Here is a 15,701-nt window from a genome sequence, read left to right on the forward strand (position 1 = left end):
TGTCTAGGTTTATGAATCCACAATGGCTTGAGCTGCTGGTAGTCTGAATCTCCTGTTCTGGCAAGGCGATGTTGGATGAGCCATAGGAGAACCTTATCTATGAGAATCAAATATCTGCAGTGTTTTCTTGTCCTGGCGCAGGAGCAGCATTTTCGTCGTGCTGCCGAGCGACTGAACATCCAGCAGCCGCTGATGTCGCTGGCGATCAAACGCTTAGAGAACGATTGGGGTGTGCAGCTTTTCAAACGTACTCAGCGTAGTACCCAGATTACCGAGGTCGCCAAGCGACTTATTCCCGATGTGCAGCGAGTGCTCAACACCTATGCTGAGGTACAGCGCAATGCTTCTCAGGCGACCCAGGCCATACAGCAACGGATACGACTAGGTCTGTCAGGCATGACGGTGGGGCTGGCGCATCCTATGCTGGACGCGTTGCTAAAGCATGTGCGCGAGGAATTGTCAGACATCGACCTCTATGTCGCCGAGTACGAGCACGGCACGCTCATCCGAAGCCTGCGAGACGGTACGCTCGATGTCGGCATAGCGGTAGGTCACTTACGTCATGAGGATCTGGTCATCCAGAAGCTCTGGTATGACCCGATGTGGGCGGTGGTACCCGTCGCACATCCGCTCGCAGGGTCCAGTACTATCAGCCAGGACGACTTGAAGCAGTGCAGCCTCATTGTTTGTCATCCTGATAATGATGATGGCGGTAGTGAACAACTGCGTGTCGCCATTGCGGAGAAGATCATTGAACCCACCATTGCTCAGTACGCCTCCAGCGTGCAGGGCATGCTGGCGTTGGTGGCAGCAGGCTTTGGCATCAGCTTTATCGCTGAATCCCAAATCGCCCGCAACCCACGAGATGGCGTGCGGTTTCTGCCAATCGCAGAGTGCCAATCATCGTTCCAGGTGTCGGCAATCTACCGCTCTGGTGGTTTGCGTCCAGAAGACCGTCAGTTCTTTGAGGCAGTGCGGCAGTTCCTAGAATTGCAGGCCTGACATAATAACAATCCTCTGTCACTCAAGCCGTTATCAATCAATCGTTCCCTCATTATTTGACCCGTCTTTGAACGGTCATCATGATGGGTGCAACCTGCGCATGACTCTGCCCAACGCATCCTGACCAGGCTGTCCTGCGCCTGACCGGATTGACGGTCCCATCCCACCAATACTTCGCTCTGTGCGCCTTGGCTCGCGCACGGGCCGCGTCTTGCCGACGCCTGCCGAGACATTTGTCATTAGCTGCGCTGGACTACGCCCGAGCGGGTTTTGGATCCAGCGCCTCTGAACGAGACTGAGCACGTGTGAATGCGGCACGCCTGTGCGTGCCGTTGCATCACGCGCAACTCGGTGAGGAGACGGCATGGCGGACAAGGCGTCGGCACAAACGGGAGTGCTGTTCGGGCAGATCGTAGCGGTCTGCGCCGTGGCCTTTGCCTGCCTGTGGGCGGCGACCCAGTACATCGCCGCCGCGCTTGGCTACTCGTCGCGGCTGGGCGATCCGATAGGACATATCGCCGACGTCCCGGTTTACTACCCCTGGCAACTTTTCCCATGGTGGTTCGCCTACGAGGCGTATGCGCCCGATGTGTTCGTGCGGGGCGGCGCCATTGCCTCAATGGGCGGCGTCCTGTCCGCCGGCGTGGCCGTTGGCATGTCCGTACATCGCGCGAGGCTCGCCAAGCGGGTGTCCACCTATGGCTCCGCGCGCTGGTCAAGTTTCGAAGAGGTGCGCACGAGCGGCATGCTGCGCCAGGAAGGCGTGTTCCTGGGGCGCATCAAAGACAAACGTCACTATCACTACCTACGTCATGAAGGCCCCGAGCACGTCATGGCGTTTGCGCCCACGCGTTCCGGCAAGGGTGTGGGTCTGGTCGTGCCGACCATGTTGTCCTGGCTGGGCTCGTGCGTTGCTCACGACATCAAGGGCGAGATCTGGAAACTGACTGCTGGCTGGCGTTCGCGCTTCTCGCACTGCTTGCTGTTTGACCCGACCAATCCGCTGTCCGCGCACTACAACCCGCTGATGGAAGTGCGTCTAGGCACGCACGAGGTGCGCGACGTTCAGAACATTGCTGACATCCTCGTCGACCCAGAAGGGGCGCTTGAGCGGCGCAACCATTGGGAGAAGACCTCACACGCCTTGCTGGTCGGCGCCATCCTGCACGTGCTCTACGCGGGTGAGGACAAGACCCTGCGAGGCGTGGCCAACTTCCTGTCCGACCCGGCATGTCCGTTTGAGCAGACGCTGTACCGGATGATGCAGACCAAGCACTTGGGTGACGGCCCGCATCCGGTCGTGGCATCCGCTGCACGGGAGGTCTTGAACAAGTCCGAGAACGAACGTTCCGGTGTGCTTTCGACGGCCATGTCCTTCCTGGGTCTGTGCCGCGATCCGACTGTGGCCGAAGTCACCTCGCGCTGCGACTGGCGCATTGCCGATCTCATCGCTGCCGATTACCCCGTGTCGCTGTACCTGGTCGTGCCGCCCTCGGATATCAGCCGCACCAAGCCGCTGATCCGCCTCATCCTCAACCAGATCGGGCGACGCCTGACGGAGTCCATGGACGGCTCTGACGGCATCGAGCGCAAGCACAAGCTGCTGCTGATGCTCGACGAGTTCCCGGCCCTGGGGCGGTTGGATTTCTTCGAGTCCGCGCTGGCCTTCATGGCGGGCTATGACCTGCGCGCTTTCCTGATTGCGCAGTCGCTGAACCAGGTGGACAAGGCCTATGGGCCGAACGGTAATCCCCCCATATTTAGCAGTAAGCGGCAGTAGAATCGGTTAAATATTTACTGGCTAGTTTTTGTTTGGGGGTGATGCCGCCCAGTGCCATGTTGGGCCTCTCATTGTTGTAGGTCCAGAGCCAGGCGGTGGCGCCAAGCTGAACTTCGTCCAGACTGCTAAACAGGTTTTGGGCGAGCCAATCATAACGCACGGTTCGGTTGTAGCGTTCGACATAGGCGTTTTGCTGTGGGTTTCCGGGTTGCGTGTGGATCAGCGTAATGCGTCGCCTGGCGGCCCATTCGAGCATCGTTTTACCGATGTATTCCGGGCCATTGTCGCATCGTAAACAAGCCGGCTTGCCGCGCCATTCGATGATCTGATCCAAGGCGCGCGTCACGCGCTCTGCCGGCAGTGAAAAGTCCACCTCAATGCCTAAACCCTCACGGTTAAAGTCATCGACAACGTTAAGCAACCGGATACCGCGACCATCGGTCAGTTGATCATGCATAAAATCCATTGACCAGACCTGGTTGATATCGGTGGCGGTGCCCAGCGGATCGGGTCGCTCGCGCACGAGGCGTTTCTTGGGTTTAATGCGCAGGTTCAGCTCCAGTTCGCGATAGATGCGGTACACCCTTTTGTGGTTCCACGTAAAGCCCTTGATGTTGCGCAAGTACAGGAAACATAAGCCAAATCCCCAGTTCCGTTGGGCTGTCGTTAATCGAATCAACCAGTCGGCGATGACCTCGTTTTCATCGGCGTGTTTGGCCTGATAATGGTAGGCGCTTTCGCTGATGCCAAACGCCTGGCAGGCCAGGCGGATGCTGGATTTAAAGCGATCAATCGCACGCCGCGCCATCTCTTTGCGTCGAGATGGCGCTACCACTTTTTTCGTAGCGCTTCCTGCACCATTTCAGCCTTCAGGCGCTCTTCGGCGTACATCTTCTTAAGCTGCCTGTTTTCAGTCTCAAGTTCCTTCAGGCGTGCCATCATCGAGGTGTCCAGGCCGCCATACTTGGCGCGCCACTTGTAAAAGGAGGCGCTGCTCATGCCGTGTTCACGGCACAGTTGCGGCACCGGTGTGCCGGCTTCGGCTTGTTTGAGGATCGCCATGATCTGGCTGTCGGTGAATCGGGCTTGCTTCATTGCTTGAATTTCCTTGTTGTGGAAATTCTACTTCAGCTCACTGCGGTTTTACGGGGGGATTACCGAACAACTCCATTCTGGACAACTGCCATGTGCGCGTGACCTTTGCGACGAACGACGAGCGCACAGCCAAGCGTATTTCGGACTCCTTGGGCACTGCGACAGAGCTGCGCGCCCAGCGCAACTACGCCGGGCACCGGCTGGCGCCATGGCTGGGACATTTGATGGTGTCGCGGCAAGAAACGGCGCGGCCGCTGCGCACCCCTGGCGAAATCATGCAGCTTCCCCCTGACGAACAGATCGTGATGGTCTCTGGCCAGCCTCCGATCCGAGCCAGCAAGCTGCGCTACTACGAAGACGCCAACTTCACGGTGCGCGTGCTGCCACCGCCAGTGCTGGGAGAAGGTGCGTACCGGGACAGGCCTGCGCCGCGTCCAGACGACTGGTCGGGCCTGGCAGTGCCGCCGGTTGAAGCACATGAGGGTGGCGGTGCGGGCATGTCGCTCGATGACGGCGGCCTGCAGATCAGGCCGGAAATTGATCTGTTAGCACCGATGCCAATGCCCCCGGAGTCCGATGAACTGCCTCTGCTGGATGACGACGATATGCCGTTGCCGTTTGCACCGGACGACGTGTTGCACCGATCTGCGCGGCTAGCCGCGCTCGACCCTGATGACGGGATACCGCTATGAGCCTGGGACGCAAGTACCGCCTGAATCTTTTTGTTCAGCCCGATCACGCACGGCGACTGGAAGACCTGTCCGCGCATCGCGGCGTGTCCAAGTCCTCCATTGTGGCGGCAGCCTTGGCGTCGTTTCTGTCGCCCGATGCCGCGGACCAGCGGGAAGCCGCGATTACCCGCCGTCTGGACCGGTTGACCCGCCAGTTCGACAAGTTGGAGCGCGACCAGAACATCCTGATCGAGACCCTGGCGCTGTTCGTGCGCTACACGCTCACCGTGTCCCCATCGGTGCCGGCTGAGCATCAGGAGGCTGTCCGCGCCCAGGGCAAGCAGCGTTACGCCCAGTTCATCGATCAGTTGGCGCGTCACCTGCAGCGGGGCCGCAGCCTGGTGCGCGAAGTCCACGAAGAAATTTATCCCGAGCAGTCGGGGCTGTTTGCTGGCGAGCAGGCAAGCGCCGATGCGGTGGAGTCAGGGGAGCAGGTTTTGACAGGAAGTCCAGAAGGAGAAGAGGCATGAGCAGGCAGGCAAGACAAGAAACCGTGGACGAGTCCACGCAGCGCAGCTTACGGATGCTGCATACGGCGCTGGGGCCGGTGATTACCGACGCGCTGGCTGACCCCGAGGTGGTGGAAATCATGCTCAACCCGGATGGCCGTTTGTGGCTGGACCGGCTGGGCGCGGGGCGGGAATGCACCGATGTGAAGCTATCCAGCCAGGATGCCGAACGCATCATCCGGTTGGTCGCCGCCAGTGTGCGCCAGGAAGCTCACCATGGTCTGCCCATCCTGTCGGCAGAGCTGCCCGGCAGCGGCGAGCGTTTCGAAGGTGTGCTGCCGCCCATCGTGTACGCGCCCACGTTTTGCATCCGCAAGCATGCCGCTGGCGTGTTGACGCTGGAGGATTATGTGCGAGACGGCATCCTGAACATTGAACAGGCCGCGTTCTTGCAGCAGGCAGTGATCGAGCGCCAGAACATCCTGGTGGCGGGTGGCACGAGCTCCGGTAAGACGACGCTGACCAATGCCTTGCTGGCCGAGATTGGCCGCAGCGGCGACCGGGTGCTGATTCTGGAGGACACGGTGGAGCTGCAATGCGTCAACGACGACCACGTGCAGTTGCGCACCAAGCCCGGTACCGCCTCAATGGCCGACCTGGTGCGCTCCACGCTGCGCCAGCGGCCAGACCGCATCATCGTGGGCGAAGTGCGCGGCGCAGAAGCCCTGGATTTGTTGAAAGCCTGGGGCACCGGCCATCCGGGCGGTATTGCCACGCTGCACGCCAATTCCGCCTATGGGGCACTGATGCGTCTGGAGCAACTGACGCTCGAAGTGTCGGCCGTGCCGCCCCGGGCGCTGATTGCAGAGACTGTCAACGTCATCGTCTTCCTCGCTGGACGTGGCAACGCGCGCCGCGTGCGCGAGATCGTGCGCGTCACCGGCCTGCAGGCCGACCAGTACGTGCTGGAACCCGTCCCCGTCGCCATTGGAGCGCTCTCATGAAAAACCAGACTGTTCCGTCCATCTCCTTAACTCACCACGGCGAGCGCTGTCAGGCTGTCCGCTTCTTGCGTCGTTTCGGATTCCTGCTCTTGCTGCTGACGGCCGGTGTGTTGCAGGCGGCCGGCTCCAGCATGCCGTGGGAGGCGCCGCTGCAATCCATCCTCGAATCCGTCCAAGGGCCGGTTGCACGCATCGTGGCGGTCATCATCATTATCGTCACGGGCCTGACGCTGGCCTTTGGCGATACGAGCGGCGGCTTTCGGCGGCTGATTCAGATCGTCTTTGGGCTGTCCATTGCCTTTGCCGCCTCCAGCTTCTTTCTGTCCTTCTTCAGCTTCTCGGGCGGGGCGCTGGTATGACGGCCGCCCGTCAACTGCCCGAGGGGTTTGAGGCGCCGCTGCATCGGGCCCTGACCGACCCCATCCTGCTGGGCGGCGCGCCGCGCACGGTGGCAATCGCCAACGGCACGCTGGCCGCCGCCATTGGCCTGGGCCTGCAACTGTGGCTGGCAGGCGTGGCTTGCTGGTTCGTCGGCCACATGCTGGCGGTATGGGGCGCGCGCCTGGACGTGCAGTTCATGCAGGTGTTCTCACGCCACGTGAAGCATCCGGCGCTGTTGGACGTGTGAGGGGCCGGCCATGATGAACCTGACCGAGTATCGCAAGCGTCCCGCACTATTGGCTGATTGGCTGCCCTGGGCGGGGCTGGTGGCCGATGGCGTGGTGCTGAACAAGGACGGTTCTTTTGCGCGCACAGCGAGATTTCGTGGGCCGGACCTGGACAGCGCCACCGACTCGGAACTGGTGTCCGTCACCGCCCGGCTGAACAACGCCTTAAAGCGATTGGGCGCAGGCTGGGCGCTGTTCGTGGAAGCCGAGCGCAGTCCTGCGCGTGCCTATCCCGAGTCAGCCTTTCCCGAAGGGCTGTCCTGGCTGGTGGATGAGGAGCGTCGTGCGGCGTTTGACGATGCGGGCTCGCACTTCGAGAGCGCCTACTACCTCACCGTGGTGTGGTTGAGTCCTGAGGAGTCCCGCGCCCGTGCGGCCAAGCTGCTCTACGAGAATCAGCCGCAGCAGGGTGTGGACTGGCGTGAACGCCTGGAGGGTTTTATCTCCGAGACCCAGCGTTTCTATGGGCTGCTGCAAGGCGTGATGCCGGAATTGTCGTGGCTCGATAGCGCCGATCTGCTGACCTATCTGCACAGCACGATATCGACGCGACGCCATCGGGTAGCGGTGCCGGAGGTGCCGTTCTATTTGGACAGCCTGCTGCCGGACTGCCCGTTGGTGGGCGGCTTGGCCCCCATGCTGGGGGGCCAGCACCTGCGGGTGGTGTCGGTGCGGGGCTTTCCGGCCTCGACCTGGCCCGGCATTCTCGATGATCTGAACCGGCTGGGCTTTGCGTATCGCTGGATGACGCGCTTCCTGTGTCTGGACAAGGCGCAAGCCCAGTCGGAACTGACGCGGCTGCGGCGTCAGTGGTTTGCCAAGCGTAAGAGCGTGGTGGCGTTGCTGCGCGAGACCTTGTCCCAGCAGGAAAGCCCGCTTGTCGATACCGATGCCGACAACAAGGCGTTGGATGCGGATGCTGCCTTGCAGGAGCTGGGTTCAGACGATGTGGCCTACGGTTATGTCACCACGACCGTCGTGGTGATGGATGCGGACCCTGCGCTTGCTGATGAAAAGCGCCGGCTGGTCGAGCGCGCAATCCAAGGTCGCGGCTTTGTGACCATGCCCGAGTCGCTGAACGCGGTGGATGCCTGGCTGTCGTCCTTGCCGGGCCATTGCTATGCCAACGTGCGCCAGTACCTGGTGTCCACGCTGAACCTGGCCCACCTGATGCCGGTGTCCGCCGTCTGGGCGGGGCAGGAGAGAAACGAACATCTGGATGGTCCGCCGCTCATGGTGACCCGCACCGATGGCGCCACGCCGTTTCGGCTTGTCACGCACATTGGCGACGTAGGCCACACCCTGGTAGTCGGCCCGACCGGCGCGGGCAAGTCCGTGCTGCTGGCGACCCTGGCGCTGCAGTTTCGGCGCTATACCGGCTCGCGCTTGTATGTGTTCGAGATGGGCCGCTCGATGCGGGCCACCTTGCTAGGGCTGCAAGGCGAGTATTACTGCCTCAGCCATGACGGCGAGATGGCGTTTCAGCCGCTCGCCCGTATCGATGAGCCGGGCTATCGCAGTTGGGCTGCCGAATGGGTGGAGGGCCGGTTGTTGGCCGAGGGCGTGAGCATCGGCCCCGAGGAGAAGGCGGCCGTGTGGTCGGCTTTGGGGAGTCTCGCTAGCGCCCCGGTCGAGCAACGCACAATGACGGGGTTGTCCGCCTTGCTGCAATCCAACCGGCTGCGCCAAGCGCTGGCCCCCTATGTGCTGGGAGGTGCGCACGGCAGTCTGTTGGACGCCGACCGGGACCGGCTGGGTATCGAGGATATCCAGGGTTTCGAGATGGAAGAGCTAATGCCCAGCAAGTCGGCGGCGATGGCGGTACTGCGCTATCTGTTTGCCCGCCTGGAGGAACGCTTCGATGGCGCGCCGACCTTGCTGATACTGGATGAGGCCTGGCTCTTTCTGGACGATCCTGCCTTTGCCGCCCGGATACGAGAATGGCTCAAAACCTTGAGGAAAAAGCAGGTTTCTGTCCTCTTTGCGACGACCTCCCTGGCTGATATCCGCGACTCGACCATTGCTGCAGCGATCATCGAAAGCTGCGCGAGCCGCATTTTTTTGCCGAACCCGCAGGCGGCGGAGCCGCAGATCAGCCAGATCTATCAGGGCTTCGGACTGAACACACGCCAGATCCAGTTGATCGCGCACGCCCAACCCAAGCGTGACTACTACTACCAGTCGCGGCTGGGCAACCGGGTTTTCGACCTGGGCCTGGGGCCGGTGACGCTGGCTTTTGCCGGGGCGTCCACACCGCAAGACCAACGGGACATGGATGTCGTGCTCGCCACGCATGGCCGGGAAGGCTTCGCGCCGGCTTGGCTGCGTCACAAAGGGCTGGACTGGGCGGCGCAGATATTGAGCGAGTACGCCGGTGCTCCCATCTCCCATCTCGCTGAAAACCTACCCACGGAGGATGTCTCATGAAAAAGTCCTTGATCAGCCTCTTGATTGCCGCCTGCTGGCAGGCAACGCCGGCGCACGCCATCACGGTGTTTGATCCCAGCAACTACACCCAGAACGTGCTGACGGCGGCGCGCACGCTGGAGCAGATCAACAACCAGATCCAGCAATTGCAAAACGAAGCGCAGATGCTCATCAACCAGGCCAAGAACCTGGCAAGGCTGGATTTTGATGCGGTGAACCGTCTGCGCTCGACCATCGCTACGACGACGCGCCTGATCGATGAGGCGCGCGGCCTAGCCTACGACGTGTCGCGCCTGGACGTGGACTTTGCGCGCCTGTACCCGGATGAGATGGGCGCCGGGCTGTCGGTCGATCAGATGGTGGCGGATGCACAAGAACGCTGGAGCCAGTCGCTCGAATCGCTCAAGACCACTGTGCGCCTGCAGGCGCAATCGGTACAGAACCTGCGCGATGACGAAGGCGTGCTCGCCGACATCGTGGCGCAGAGCCAGTCGGCGGCCGGTTCCCTGCAGGCCATGCAGGCGACCAACCAGTTGCTGGCCCTGCAGGCCAAGCAGGCCATTCAGCAGCAGCAATTGCAGATCGCCCAGGACCGCGCCATTGCGATCGACAAGGCGCGGGCCGTGGCCGATGAAGCCCAGGCCCGCGAAGTGCGCCGCCGATTCTCGGGCGATGCCAAGGGAAAGTACACGCCTGCGCCTGTCAGGTTCTACGACTGAAGGGGGCTGTCATGCACTACCGGGTTTTGCTTTCGATCATATGTCTGTCCGTGCTGGCCGCTTGCAGCGATCAGCGGCCAGAGGCGGACGCCCGTGAATCGTCGGGCGAAGCGTTCCCGGTGTCGCCTACGGAGAAAGCCGAGGCGCTACGCGACGCCAAGGCCGCACGTGAGCGTTTTATTGGTGATGGCAAAGCGCAGTACACCCCGCAGCCGGTGGAGGGGTTCTGACCATGAACGATCTGGCCATCATCGACAAGTTCACGCAGGTCTTCTCGCGCTATATCGACAGCGGCTTTGGGCTGCTGGGCGGGGAGGTCGCCTTTTTGACGGCCACGCTGGTCGTTATCGACATGACGCTGGCCGGCCTGTGGTGGGCGATGGGCGGCCAAGATGACGTGATGGCCAAGCTCATCAAGAAGGTGCTGTATGTGGGAGCCTTCGCTTTCATCATCGGCAACTTCAATGCGCTCTCGGCCATCCTTTTCAAATCCTTTGCCGGACTGGGCCTGACGGCCTCCGGCTCGTCTTTGTCGATCACGGAGTTTCTGCAGCCTGGGCGGCTGGCTCAGGTGGGAGTGGATGCCGGGGCGCCGTTGTTGAAGCGCATTGGCGAGTTGTCCGGCATCACCAAGGTGTTCGCCAACCTGGACACCATCGTGATCTTGTTTCTCGCGTGGATAGTGGTGGTGCTGGGCTTTCTAGTGCTGGCCATTCAGCTCTTTATCACGCTGATCGAGTTCAAGCTAACGACGCTGGCCGGGTTTGTGCTGGTGCCGTTTGCGCTCTGGAACAAGACGTCGTTCCTTGCGGAAAAGGTCTTGGGGAACGTTGTGTCCGCCGGCATCAAGGTGTTGGTGCTGGCGGTCATCATGGGCATCAGCACGCACGTCTTCAATGATTTTCGTACAGGCCTCGGCCCCGAGCCGACCATGAATCAGGCTGTAGCCCTGATGCTAGCCTCACTTGCCATGCTGGGCCTGGGCATCTTCGGGCCGGGGATTGCGACCGGATTGGTGTCAGGTGCGCCGCAACTTGGCGCTGGCGCTGCTGCCGGCACGGCTCTGGGCGTGGCAGGCGTGGCTGCAGCCGGTGTCGCTGGCGCAGGCCTGGCGGCGCGAACAGGCCTAGCCGCTGGACGCGCTGGCGTGGGAGGCGTGCGGGCGGGTGCGTCCGTGGCAAAGAGCGCACGCAATGCCTATGTCGAAGGGGCGAGTTTCTCGGGCCAGACCGGAGGCAAGGCGGTGGCCGCTGGCTTGCAGCAGGTGGCCCGAACCGGCGCAGCGTCGGTCGGCAAGCGGCTGAAGGCGGGGTTGAAGGGAGCCGGAGCAGGCGCTGGAGGAGCGTCTTCTTCCGTTGCGTCGCCCGCGCCCAATCAACCTCCAGCCTGGGCCAAGCGGGCGCAGGCCCGCCAAGGTGTGGCCCACGGTGCGACGGTGGCCGCCCACGCCGTGCGCTCTGGTGACGGCGGTGGTGGCGGCAGCTCCAGCCCCAGCCTGCGCGATGACTCGAATTCGTAAAGGAGACAAGAGATGCTTTTTAGACGACCTAGCGTGAAGTATGGCCAGACCCCTGAGCCGGTCACGCCGTATCAGAAGGCGGGCCAGGTCTGGGATGGGCGCCTGGGCAGTTCCCTCGCGCAAGCTCGCAACTGGCGGCTGATGGCCTTTGCATGCGTTGCTTGGGCGGTGGTGATGTCGGGGGCCTACGTCTGGCGCTCCTCGCAATCGTTAGTCACGCCCTTTGTGGTTGAAGTGGACACGCTCGGACAGGTGCGTGCTGTGGGCCCAGCTGAAGCGCCTTACCAGCCAACGGACGCCCAGATTGCCCACCACCTGGCGGGCTTCATGCAGCGTGTGCGGGCCATTTCCCTGGATCCGGTAGTGGTGCGCGACAACTGGCTGGCGGCCTACCACTACACCACAGATCGCGGCGCAGCCTTCCTGAACGAACACGCCCGAGCCAATGATCCATTTGCCAAGGTTGGCAAGGAGAGCGTGACGGTCGAGATCGAAAGCATCGTACGCGCCAGTGATCGGTCCTTCCAGGTGCAGTGGGCCGAGCGTCGATACGTAAACGGCTCGCTGGCCGGCACTGAGCGTTGGACCGGGATTCTCACGGTCGTGCTGCAAGCGCCAAACACCGAGGCCAAGCTTCGCGCCAATCCCTTGGGCATCTACGTGGATGGCATCAGTTGGAGTCGCCAACTGTCGTCCGGACAAACTTCAGGAGGAATCGCCCCATGAAATCGCTAAGCCTGGTTGTGATCGTTTGCGGCGTGCTGGCCGGATGCGCGTCACGTGGTACACCACCGCCGGAAATCTCGTTGGATGAGGTGAGGGTAGCGGAAGCCTTCGCGCTGGACGAGCCGGCCACGCCTATTGAGGTCGTCGCGATGCCGGAGCCTCTGCCGCTGCCGGGGCAGTTGAAAGAGATCGACGCGAAACCCGCCAAGCCCGAACCTGCCAATCCCGCCACGCGGGTGGCGCAGGCCAACAAGGAAGCCAGGATGGCTCCGACGCGGGATGGCTTCATCAACGCCATCCAAGTCTGGCCCTACACCGAAGGGGCGCTGTACCAGGTCTATGCCAGCCCCGGACGCGTGACGCTCATACAGTTGCAGCTAGGAGAACGGCTGATCGACGTATCTGCCGGCGACACCGTGCGTTGGATTGTCGGGGACTCGACAAGCGGCAGCGGTACGACACAGCGCCCGAACTTGCAGGTCAAACCTGTGCGGGCCGGCCTGAAAACGAACTTGGTCGTGACGACCGACCGGCGCATCTACCTGCTGGAGCTGACTTCGACCGAATCCGCCTGGATGGCATCCGTTTCTTGGGACTACCCCCAAGACCGGCTCGATGCCCTGAACGCCCAGGCGCAGGCGGCGCGCCAAGTCACGCCGCTGGCTGCGGGCCTGTCCATTGATCAACTGCGTTTCCGCTACGACATCACCGGCGACAAGCCGGCCTGGCGTCCGCTGCGCGCCTTCGATGACGGGCAGAAGGTCTATATCCAGTTCCCTGCGGGCATCGCGCAGGGCGAGCTGCCGCCTTTGTTCCTGGTGGGACCAGATGGCGAGCCGCAACTGGTCAACCACCGTTACCAGCCGCCTTACTATGTCGTGGACAGGTTGTTTGGCGCGGTGGAACTGAGGCTGGGCGGAGAGCGCCAGCAGGTCGTGCGCATCAGCCGCAATGACGTGAACTCTCGCTGACGGTGGCTGCCATGACGGATGAAAAAACTGCTGGCACGAAGGTCTCGCCCGAGTCGGTCAGCCTTCGCGCCGCGCCCCAGCGCGTGACGCGCCTGAACCGGCGCACTCTGGCCGTGCTGGCCGGTGGCGGGCTGCTGTTGGTGATGGGCGCGCTGATGTGGTCCTTGCAGCCGGTACGTCGCGACCAAGGAGCCACTGAAGAACTGTACAACGTGGATCGCATCTCCCGCGCTGAAGGTCTGGAGAGCCTGCCGCGTGACTACAGCCAGGTGAGATTGCCACCGCCACCCGAACCTATTCCCGAACTAGGTGAGCCCTTGCCAGGCGATCTGGGGCGTCCCATCCTGCGGGCTGAACGGGAAGCGGAAGTTCGCTTGTCTGGTGGGCCGGATGCTGCTGAAGCTGAGCGACTGGCGCGCCTGAAGGAAGCCGAAGAAGCAGCACGTGCACCGCTGTTCTACAAGACGGCAGGTCGAGGCAATGCTTCGCCCCAGCCATCGGGCGGTGCTGCAGTGCCAGCCGTGCCTGATCTGGCGCTTGTCGAAGGTGCAGCCAGCGTCACCGATGCCGTGCCCGCCCAGAACCTGCAGGGCAACAAAGAAGCATTTGCCCGTTCCGGGGCGCAAGGTGCGGGGAGTTCTCAGGCACTGACGGCCCCGCGTGCGCCGTACTCCTTGATGGCAGGCACCGTGATCTCTGCAGCCCTGGTGACGGGCATCAAGTCTGATCTGCCGGGCGACATCATCGCCACCGTCACCGAGCCGGTCTATGACAGCGCGACCGGTCAGCACGTGCTTATCCCGCAAGGCTCTCGCCTGATCGGCCGCTACAACAGCCAGGTGGCGTACGGCCAGAGTCGAGTTCAAGCCGTTTGGGACCGCATCATCCTGCCGGATACCTCGTCAGTGGCGCTCGACAGCCTGGCCGCTGCGGACACGGCGGGCTTTGCGGGCCTGGAAGATGAAGTGGACTGGCACTGGGACCGGATACTGGCCGGCGCAGCCCTGACGACACTGCTGGGTGTGGCTGCCGAGCTGGCCGCGCCTGACACCTCCAGCAAGGACGGCCGCATCGTCATCGCCACCCGCGACAGCGTGCATGAAACCGTAAATCAGGTCGGCCAGGAAATGACCCGGCGCAACATGAACATCCAGCCGACGCTGACCATCCGCCAGGGCATGCTGGTGCGGGTGGTAGTAAGCCGTGATCTGACCCTGCGGCCATACCGACCGCTGTTTATCAATAGGTGACTCGATGGTGACGAAATTGAAATTGGGCCCGCTGCCGCGCCAGGATAGCGCCAAGCTGACTCTCAACCTGCCGGCAGCGCTGAAGGAGGATCTAGAGAGATATGCCGTTGCACACAGTGAACTCTATGGTGAGCAGGTTGATGCTGCGGCCTTGATCCCCCACATGCTGGCCCACTTTCTTACGAATGACCGTGGTTTTAAACGTCGGCGGCAGGGGTGAGCGGGAGTCGCGAGGAGGTCTGTTGCCTTGGTCTACTGACTGAGTTAAAATCAACAGCAACACACCCGCCACACGTCCTACTTTCGAGTAGGGTTCTGCCTTAGGCAGACGTGCAAAAGGCGGGTTTTTTGCGTCTATTACCTGCCAATGGATCCTACTCGCGTCCCCTTCGACAAGCCAGCAACATCGCCCGAGCAGCTCCTTGTGAAATTGGAGCGGCAAGGCTTGCTCGTCGAGGGGAAACAAAGAGACATGGCGCTGAACTATATGCGCTTCGTTGGCGGCTATCGACTCAAAGGGTACTGGCATCACCTTGTTGATTCCGATACCAAGGCATTCCCACAAGGCTACACCTTCCTGCATCTTGTCGAGCGGTGCGAATTCGATCATGAATTGCGCACACTCACTATGGCAGCCATCGCCCGGCTTGAAGTCGCAGTGCGATCAGTTATGGTGAACTACCTCAGTCAGAAGCATTCACCGCATTGGTTTTTGGATGAGGGGCTATTCGATCCCGGCAAGCGTCAGGCGGTAGCAGACCTTAAAAAGAAAATCGAAGACGAAGTGCATCGGGCTCGCGACAAAACTTTCGTCAAGCACTATTTTTCGACCTACAGCGAACCGCCGCTACCTCCGAGCTGGTCGGTTTGCGAGTGCGTTACCTTCGGATTGTGGTCCAGGATATTCAAGCACCTGAAAGATCCGGTGGACCGAAAAGCGATAAGTCAACGCTTCAAGGTTTCCGTACCCGAAGTCTTCGAGTCATGGATTCACGCCTTGACTGTGCTACGTAACTTGGTTGCCCACAACGGTCAGTTGCTGCGCGTGACCCTTGGTGTGGGTCCGAGGAGCTATCGCCAGGCAAGTATTCGGTTTGTGGATTCCAAGTCTTTCTATGCCGTAGCGACGGTCATCAATTATCTGCTCACTCAAACAGGCCTGCCACAAGATTGGTCTGGCCAGCTCGCCGCACTGTTTGAAAAATACCCACGGATTTCCAGAGCAGACATAGGCTTTCCAGCAGACTGGAACGAACGATCGGGCTGGCGTTAGCTTGGTCCCTTCGCCGGAGTGAAGCCGGTACAAAGCTCCGTACCAACAGTTGAAAGTGGTGGCTCAGCATACCCAGGAGCACATAAG

General features: G+C 61.6%; 15 protein-coding genes and 2 pseudogenes. 16 read left to right on the forward strand and 1 reads right to left on the reverse strand.

The window, feature by feature from the left end; translation table 11 throughout:
* The first annotated feature begins 99 nt into the window (after positions 1–99).
* Together ACSBPU_RS06425 and traG are read left to right on the forward strand one after the other, a co-directional pair.
* Positions 100–1,002: a LysR family transcriptional regulator gene (locus tag ACSBPU_RS06425; RefSeq protein ID WP_026484209.1), complete on the forward strand. Its 903-nt coding sequence runs from the start codon at positions 100–102 to the stop codon at positions 1,000–1,002.
* A gap of 364 nt (positions 1,003–1,366) precedes the next feature.
* Positions 1,367–2,746 (forward strand): annotated as a pseudogene (gene traG, locus ACSBPU_RS06430) (IncP-type conjugal transfer protein TraG); the annotation flags it as partial.
* A 16-nt stretch (positions 2,747–2,762) separates the two neighbouring features.
* Here the strand turns inward: traG and ACSBPU_RS06435 are convergent.
* A protein-coding gene (locus tag ACSBPU_RS06435; protein WP_442596550.1) for an IS3 family transposase occupies positions 2,763–3,877 on the reverse strand; the annotation gives its coding sequence in 2 pieces (ribosomal slippage) (positions 2,763–3,625 and positions 3,625–3,877; 1,116 coding nt in all).
* A 65-nt stretch (positions 3,878–3,942) separates the two neighbouring features.
* Here ACSBPU_RS06435 and ACSBPU_RS06440 point away from each other — a divergent pair.
* The 14 genes and pseudogenes from ACSBPU_RS06440 to ACSBPU_RS06505 form a co-directional block, all read left to right on the forward strand.
* Positions 3,943–4,569, forward strand: a pseudogene (locus tag ACSBPU_RS06440) (type IV secretory system conjugative DNA transfer family protein); the annotation flags it as partial.
* Entirely contained in the window at positions 4,566–5,078 is a 513-nt protein-coding gene (locus tag ACSBPU_RS06445) for a hypothetical protein (protein ID WP_026484211.1), read from the forward strand. The pseudogene ACSBPU_RS06440 and the gene ACSBPU_RS06445, both read left to right, overlap by 4 nt.
* Positions 5,075–6,061: a P-type conjugative transfer ATPase TrbB gene (gene trbB, locus ACSBPU_RS06450; protein ID WP_266140722.1), complete on the forward strand. Its 987-nt coding sequence runs from the start codon at positions 5,075–5,077 to the stop codon at positions 6,059–6,061. Before ACSBPU_RS06445 ends, trbB begins: the two co-directional genes overlap by 4 nt.
* Positions 6,058–6,420: a TrbC/VirB2 family protein gene (locus ACSBPU_RS06455; protein ID WP_035275077.1), complete on the forward strand. Its 363-nt coding sequence runs from the start codon at positions 6,058–6,060 to the stop codon at positions 6,418–6,420. The genes trbB and ACSBPU_RS06455 overlap by 4 nt, the downstream gene beginning before the upstream one ends.
* A complete protein-coding gene (locus ACSBPU_RS06460; RefSeq protein WP_026484372.1) occupies positions 6,417–6,689 on the forward strand; it encodes a VirB3 family type IV secretion system protein in 273 nt (90 codons plus the stop codon). Before ACSBPU_RS06455 ends, ACSBPU_RS06460 begins: the two co-directional genes overlap by 4 nt.
* Positions 6,690–6,699: 10 nt before the next feature.
* The gene (gene trbE / locus ACSBPU_RS06465) at positions 6,700–9,156 is read left to right on the forward strand and encodes a conjugal transfer protein TrbE (protein WP_026484212.1); all 2,457 of its coding nucleotides are present in this window, start codon (positions 6,700–6,702) and stop codon (positions 9,154–9,156) included.
* Positions 9,153–9,875, forward strand: coding sequence for a P-type conjugative transfer protein TrbJ (gene trbJ, locus ACSBPU_RS06470; RefSeq protein WP_026484213.1), 723 nt, complete (start codon positions 9,153–9,155; stop codon positions 9,873–9,875). The genes trbE and trbJ overlap by 4 nt, the downstream gene beginning before the upstream one ends.
* Positions 9,876–9,886: 11 nt before the next feature.
* Positions 9,887–10,105, forward strand: coding sequence for a hypothetical protein (locus ACSBPU_RS06475; protein ID WP_026484214.1), 219 nt, complete (start codon positions 9,887–9,889; stop codon positions 10,103–10,105).
* A 2-nt stretch (positions 10,106–10,107) separates the two neighbouring features.
* Entirely contained in the window at positions 10,108–11,394 is a 1,287-nt protein-coding gene (gene trbL / locus ACSBPU_RS06480) for a P-type conjugative transfer protein TrbL (RefSeq protein ID WP_026484215.1), read from the forward strand.
* 12 nt (positions 11,395–11,406) lie between these two features.
* A complete protein-coding gene (gene trbF, locus ACSBPU_RS06485) occupies positions 11,407–12,120 on the forward strand; it encodes a conjugal transfer protein TrbF (RefSeq protein ID WP_026484216.1) in 714 nt (237 codons plus the stop codon).
* Entirely contained in the window at positions 12,117–13,091 is a 975-nt protein-coding gene (gene trbG, locus ACSBPU_RS06490; protein WP_026484217.1) for a P-type conjugative transfer protein TrbG, read from the forward strand. Before trbF ends, trbG begins: the two co-directional genes overlap by 4 nt.
* A gap of 11 nt (positions 13,092–13,102) precedes the next feature.
* Positions 13,103–14,341, forward strand: coding sequence for a TrbI/VirB10 family protein (locus ACSBPU_RS06495; RefSeq protein ID WP_026484218.1), 1,239 nt, complete (start codon positions 13,103–13,105; stop codon positions 14,339–14,341).
* A gap of 4 nt (positions 14,342–14,345) precedes the next feature.
* Positions 14,346–14,561, forward strand: a complete 216-nt coding sequence (locus ACSBPU_RS06500; protein ID WP_026484219.1) for a DUF2274 domain-containing protein — start codon at positions 14,346–14,348, stop codon at positions 14,559–14,561.
* Positions 14,562–14,708: 147 nt separating this feature from the next.
* A complete protein-coding gene (locus ACSBPU_RS06505; protein ID WP_026484220.1) occupies positions 14,709–15,614 on the forward strand; it encodes an Abi family protein in 906 nt (301 codons plus the stop codon).
* The last annotated feature ends 87 nt before the right edge of the window (positions 15,615–15,701 follow it).

This window comes from Parapusillimonas sp. JC17 (genome assembly GCF_052180245.1).
Classification (GTDB): domain Bacteria; phylum Pseudomonadota; class Gammaproteobacteria; order Burkholderiales; family Burkholderiaceae_B; genus Parapusillimonas.

Bases quoted from the DNA above. Each gene is read 5' to 3' on its own strand.
- ACSBPU_RS06425 (WP_026484209.1), top strand. From the start codon at position 100: ATGAGAATCAAATATCTGCAGTGTTTTCTTGTCCTGGCGCAGGAGCAG.
- ACSBPU_RS06445 (WP_026484211.1), top strand. From the start codon at position 4,566: ATGAGCCTGGGACGCAAGTACCGCCTGAATCTTTTTGTTCAGCCCGAT.
- trbB (WP_266140722.1), top strand. From the start codon at position 5,075: ATGAGCAGGCAGGCAAGACAAGAAACCGTGGACGAGTCCACGCAGCGC.
- ACSBPU_RS06455 (WP_035275077.1), top strand. From the start codon at position 6,058: ATGAAAAACCAGACTGTTCCGTCCATCTCCTTAACTCACCACGGCGAG.
- ACSBPU_RS06460 (WP_026484372.1), top strand. From the start codon at position 6,417: ATGACGGCCGCCCGTCAACTGCCCGAGGGGTTTGAGGCGCCGCTGCAT.
- trbE (WP_026484212.1), top strand. From the start codon at position 6,700: ATGATGAACCTGACCGAGTATCGCAAGCGTCCCGCACTATTGGCTGAT.
- trbJ (WP_026484213.1), top strand. From the start codon at position 9,153: ATGAAAAAGTCCTTGATCAGCCTCTTGATTGCCGCCTGCTGGCAGGCA.
- ACSBPU_RS06475 (WP_026484214.1), top strand. From the start codon at position 9,887: ATGCACTACCGGGTTTTGCTTTCGATCATATGTCTGTCCGTGCTGGCC.
- trbL (WP_026484215.1), top strand. From the start codon at position 10,108: ATGAACGATCTGGCCATCATCGACAAGTTCACGCAGGTCTTCTCGCGC.
- trbF (WP_026484216.1), top strand. From the start codon at position 11,407: ATGCTTTTTAGACGACCTAGCGTGAAGTATGGCCAGACCCCTGAGCCG.
- trbG (WP_026484217.1), top strand. From the start codon at position 12,117: ATGAAATCGCTAAGCCTGGTTGTGATCGTTTGCGGCGTGCTGGCCGGA.
- ACSBPU_RS06495 (WP_026484218.1), top strand. From the start codon at position 13,103: ATGACGGATGAAAAAACTGCTGGCACGAAGGTCTCGCCCGAGTCGGTC.
- ACSBPU_RS06500 (WP_026484219.1), top strand. From the start codon at position 14,346: ATGGTGACGAAATTGAAATTGGGCCCGCTGCCGCGCCAGGATAGCGCC.
- ACSBPU_RS06505 (WP_026484220.1), top strand. From the start codon at position 14,709: ATGGATCCTACTCGCGTCCCCTTCGACAAGCCAGCAACATCGCCCGAG.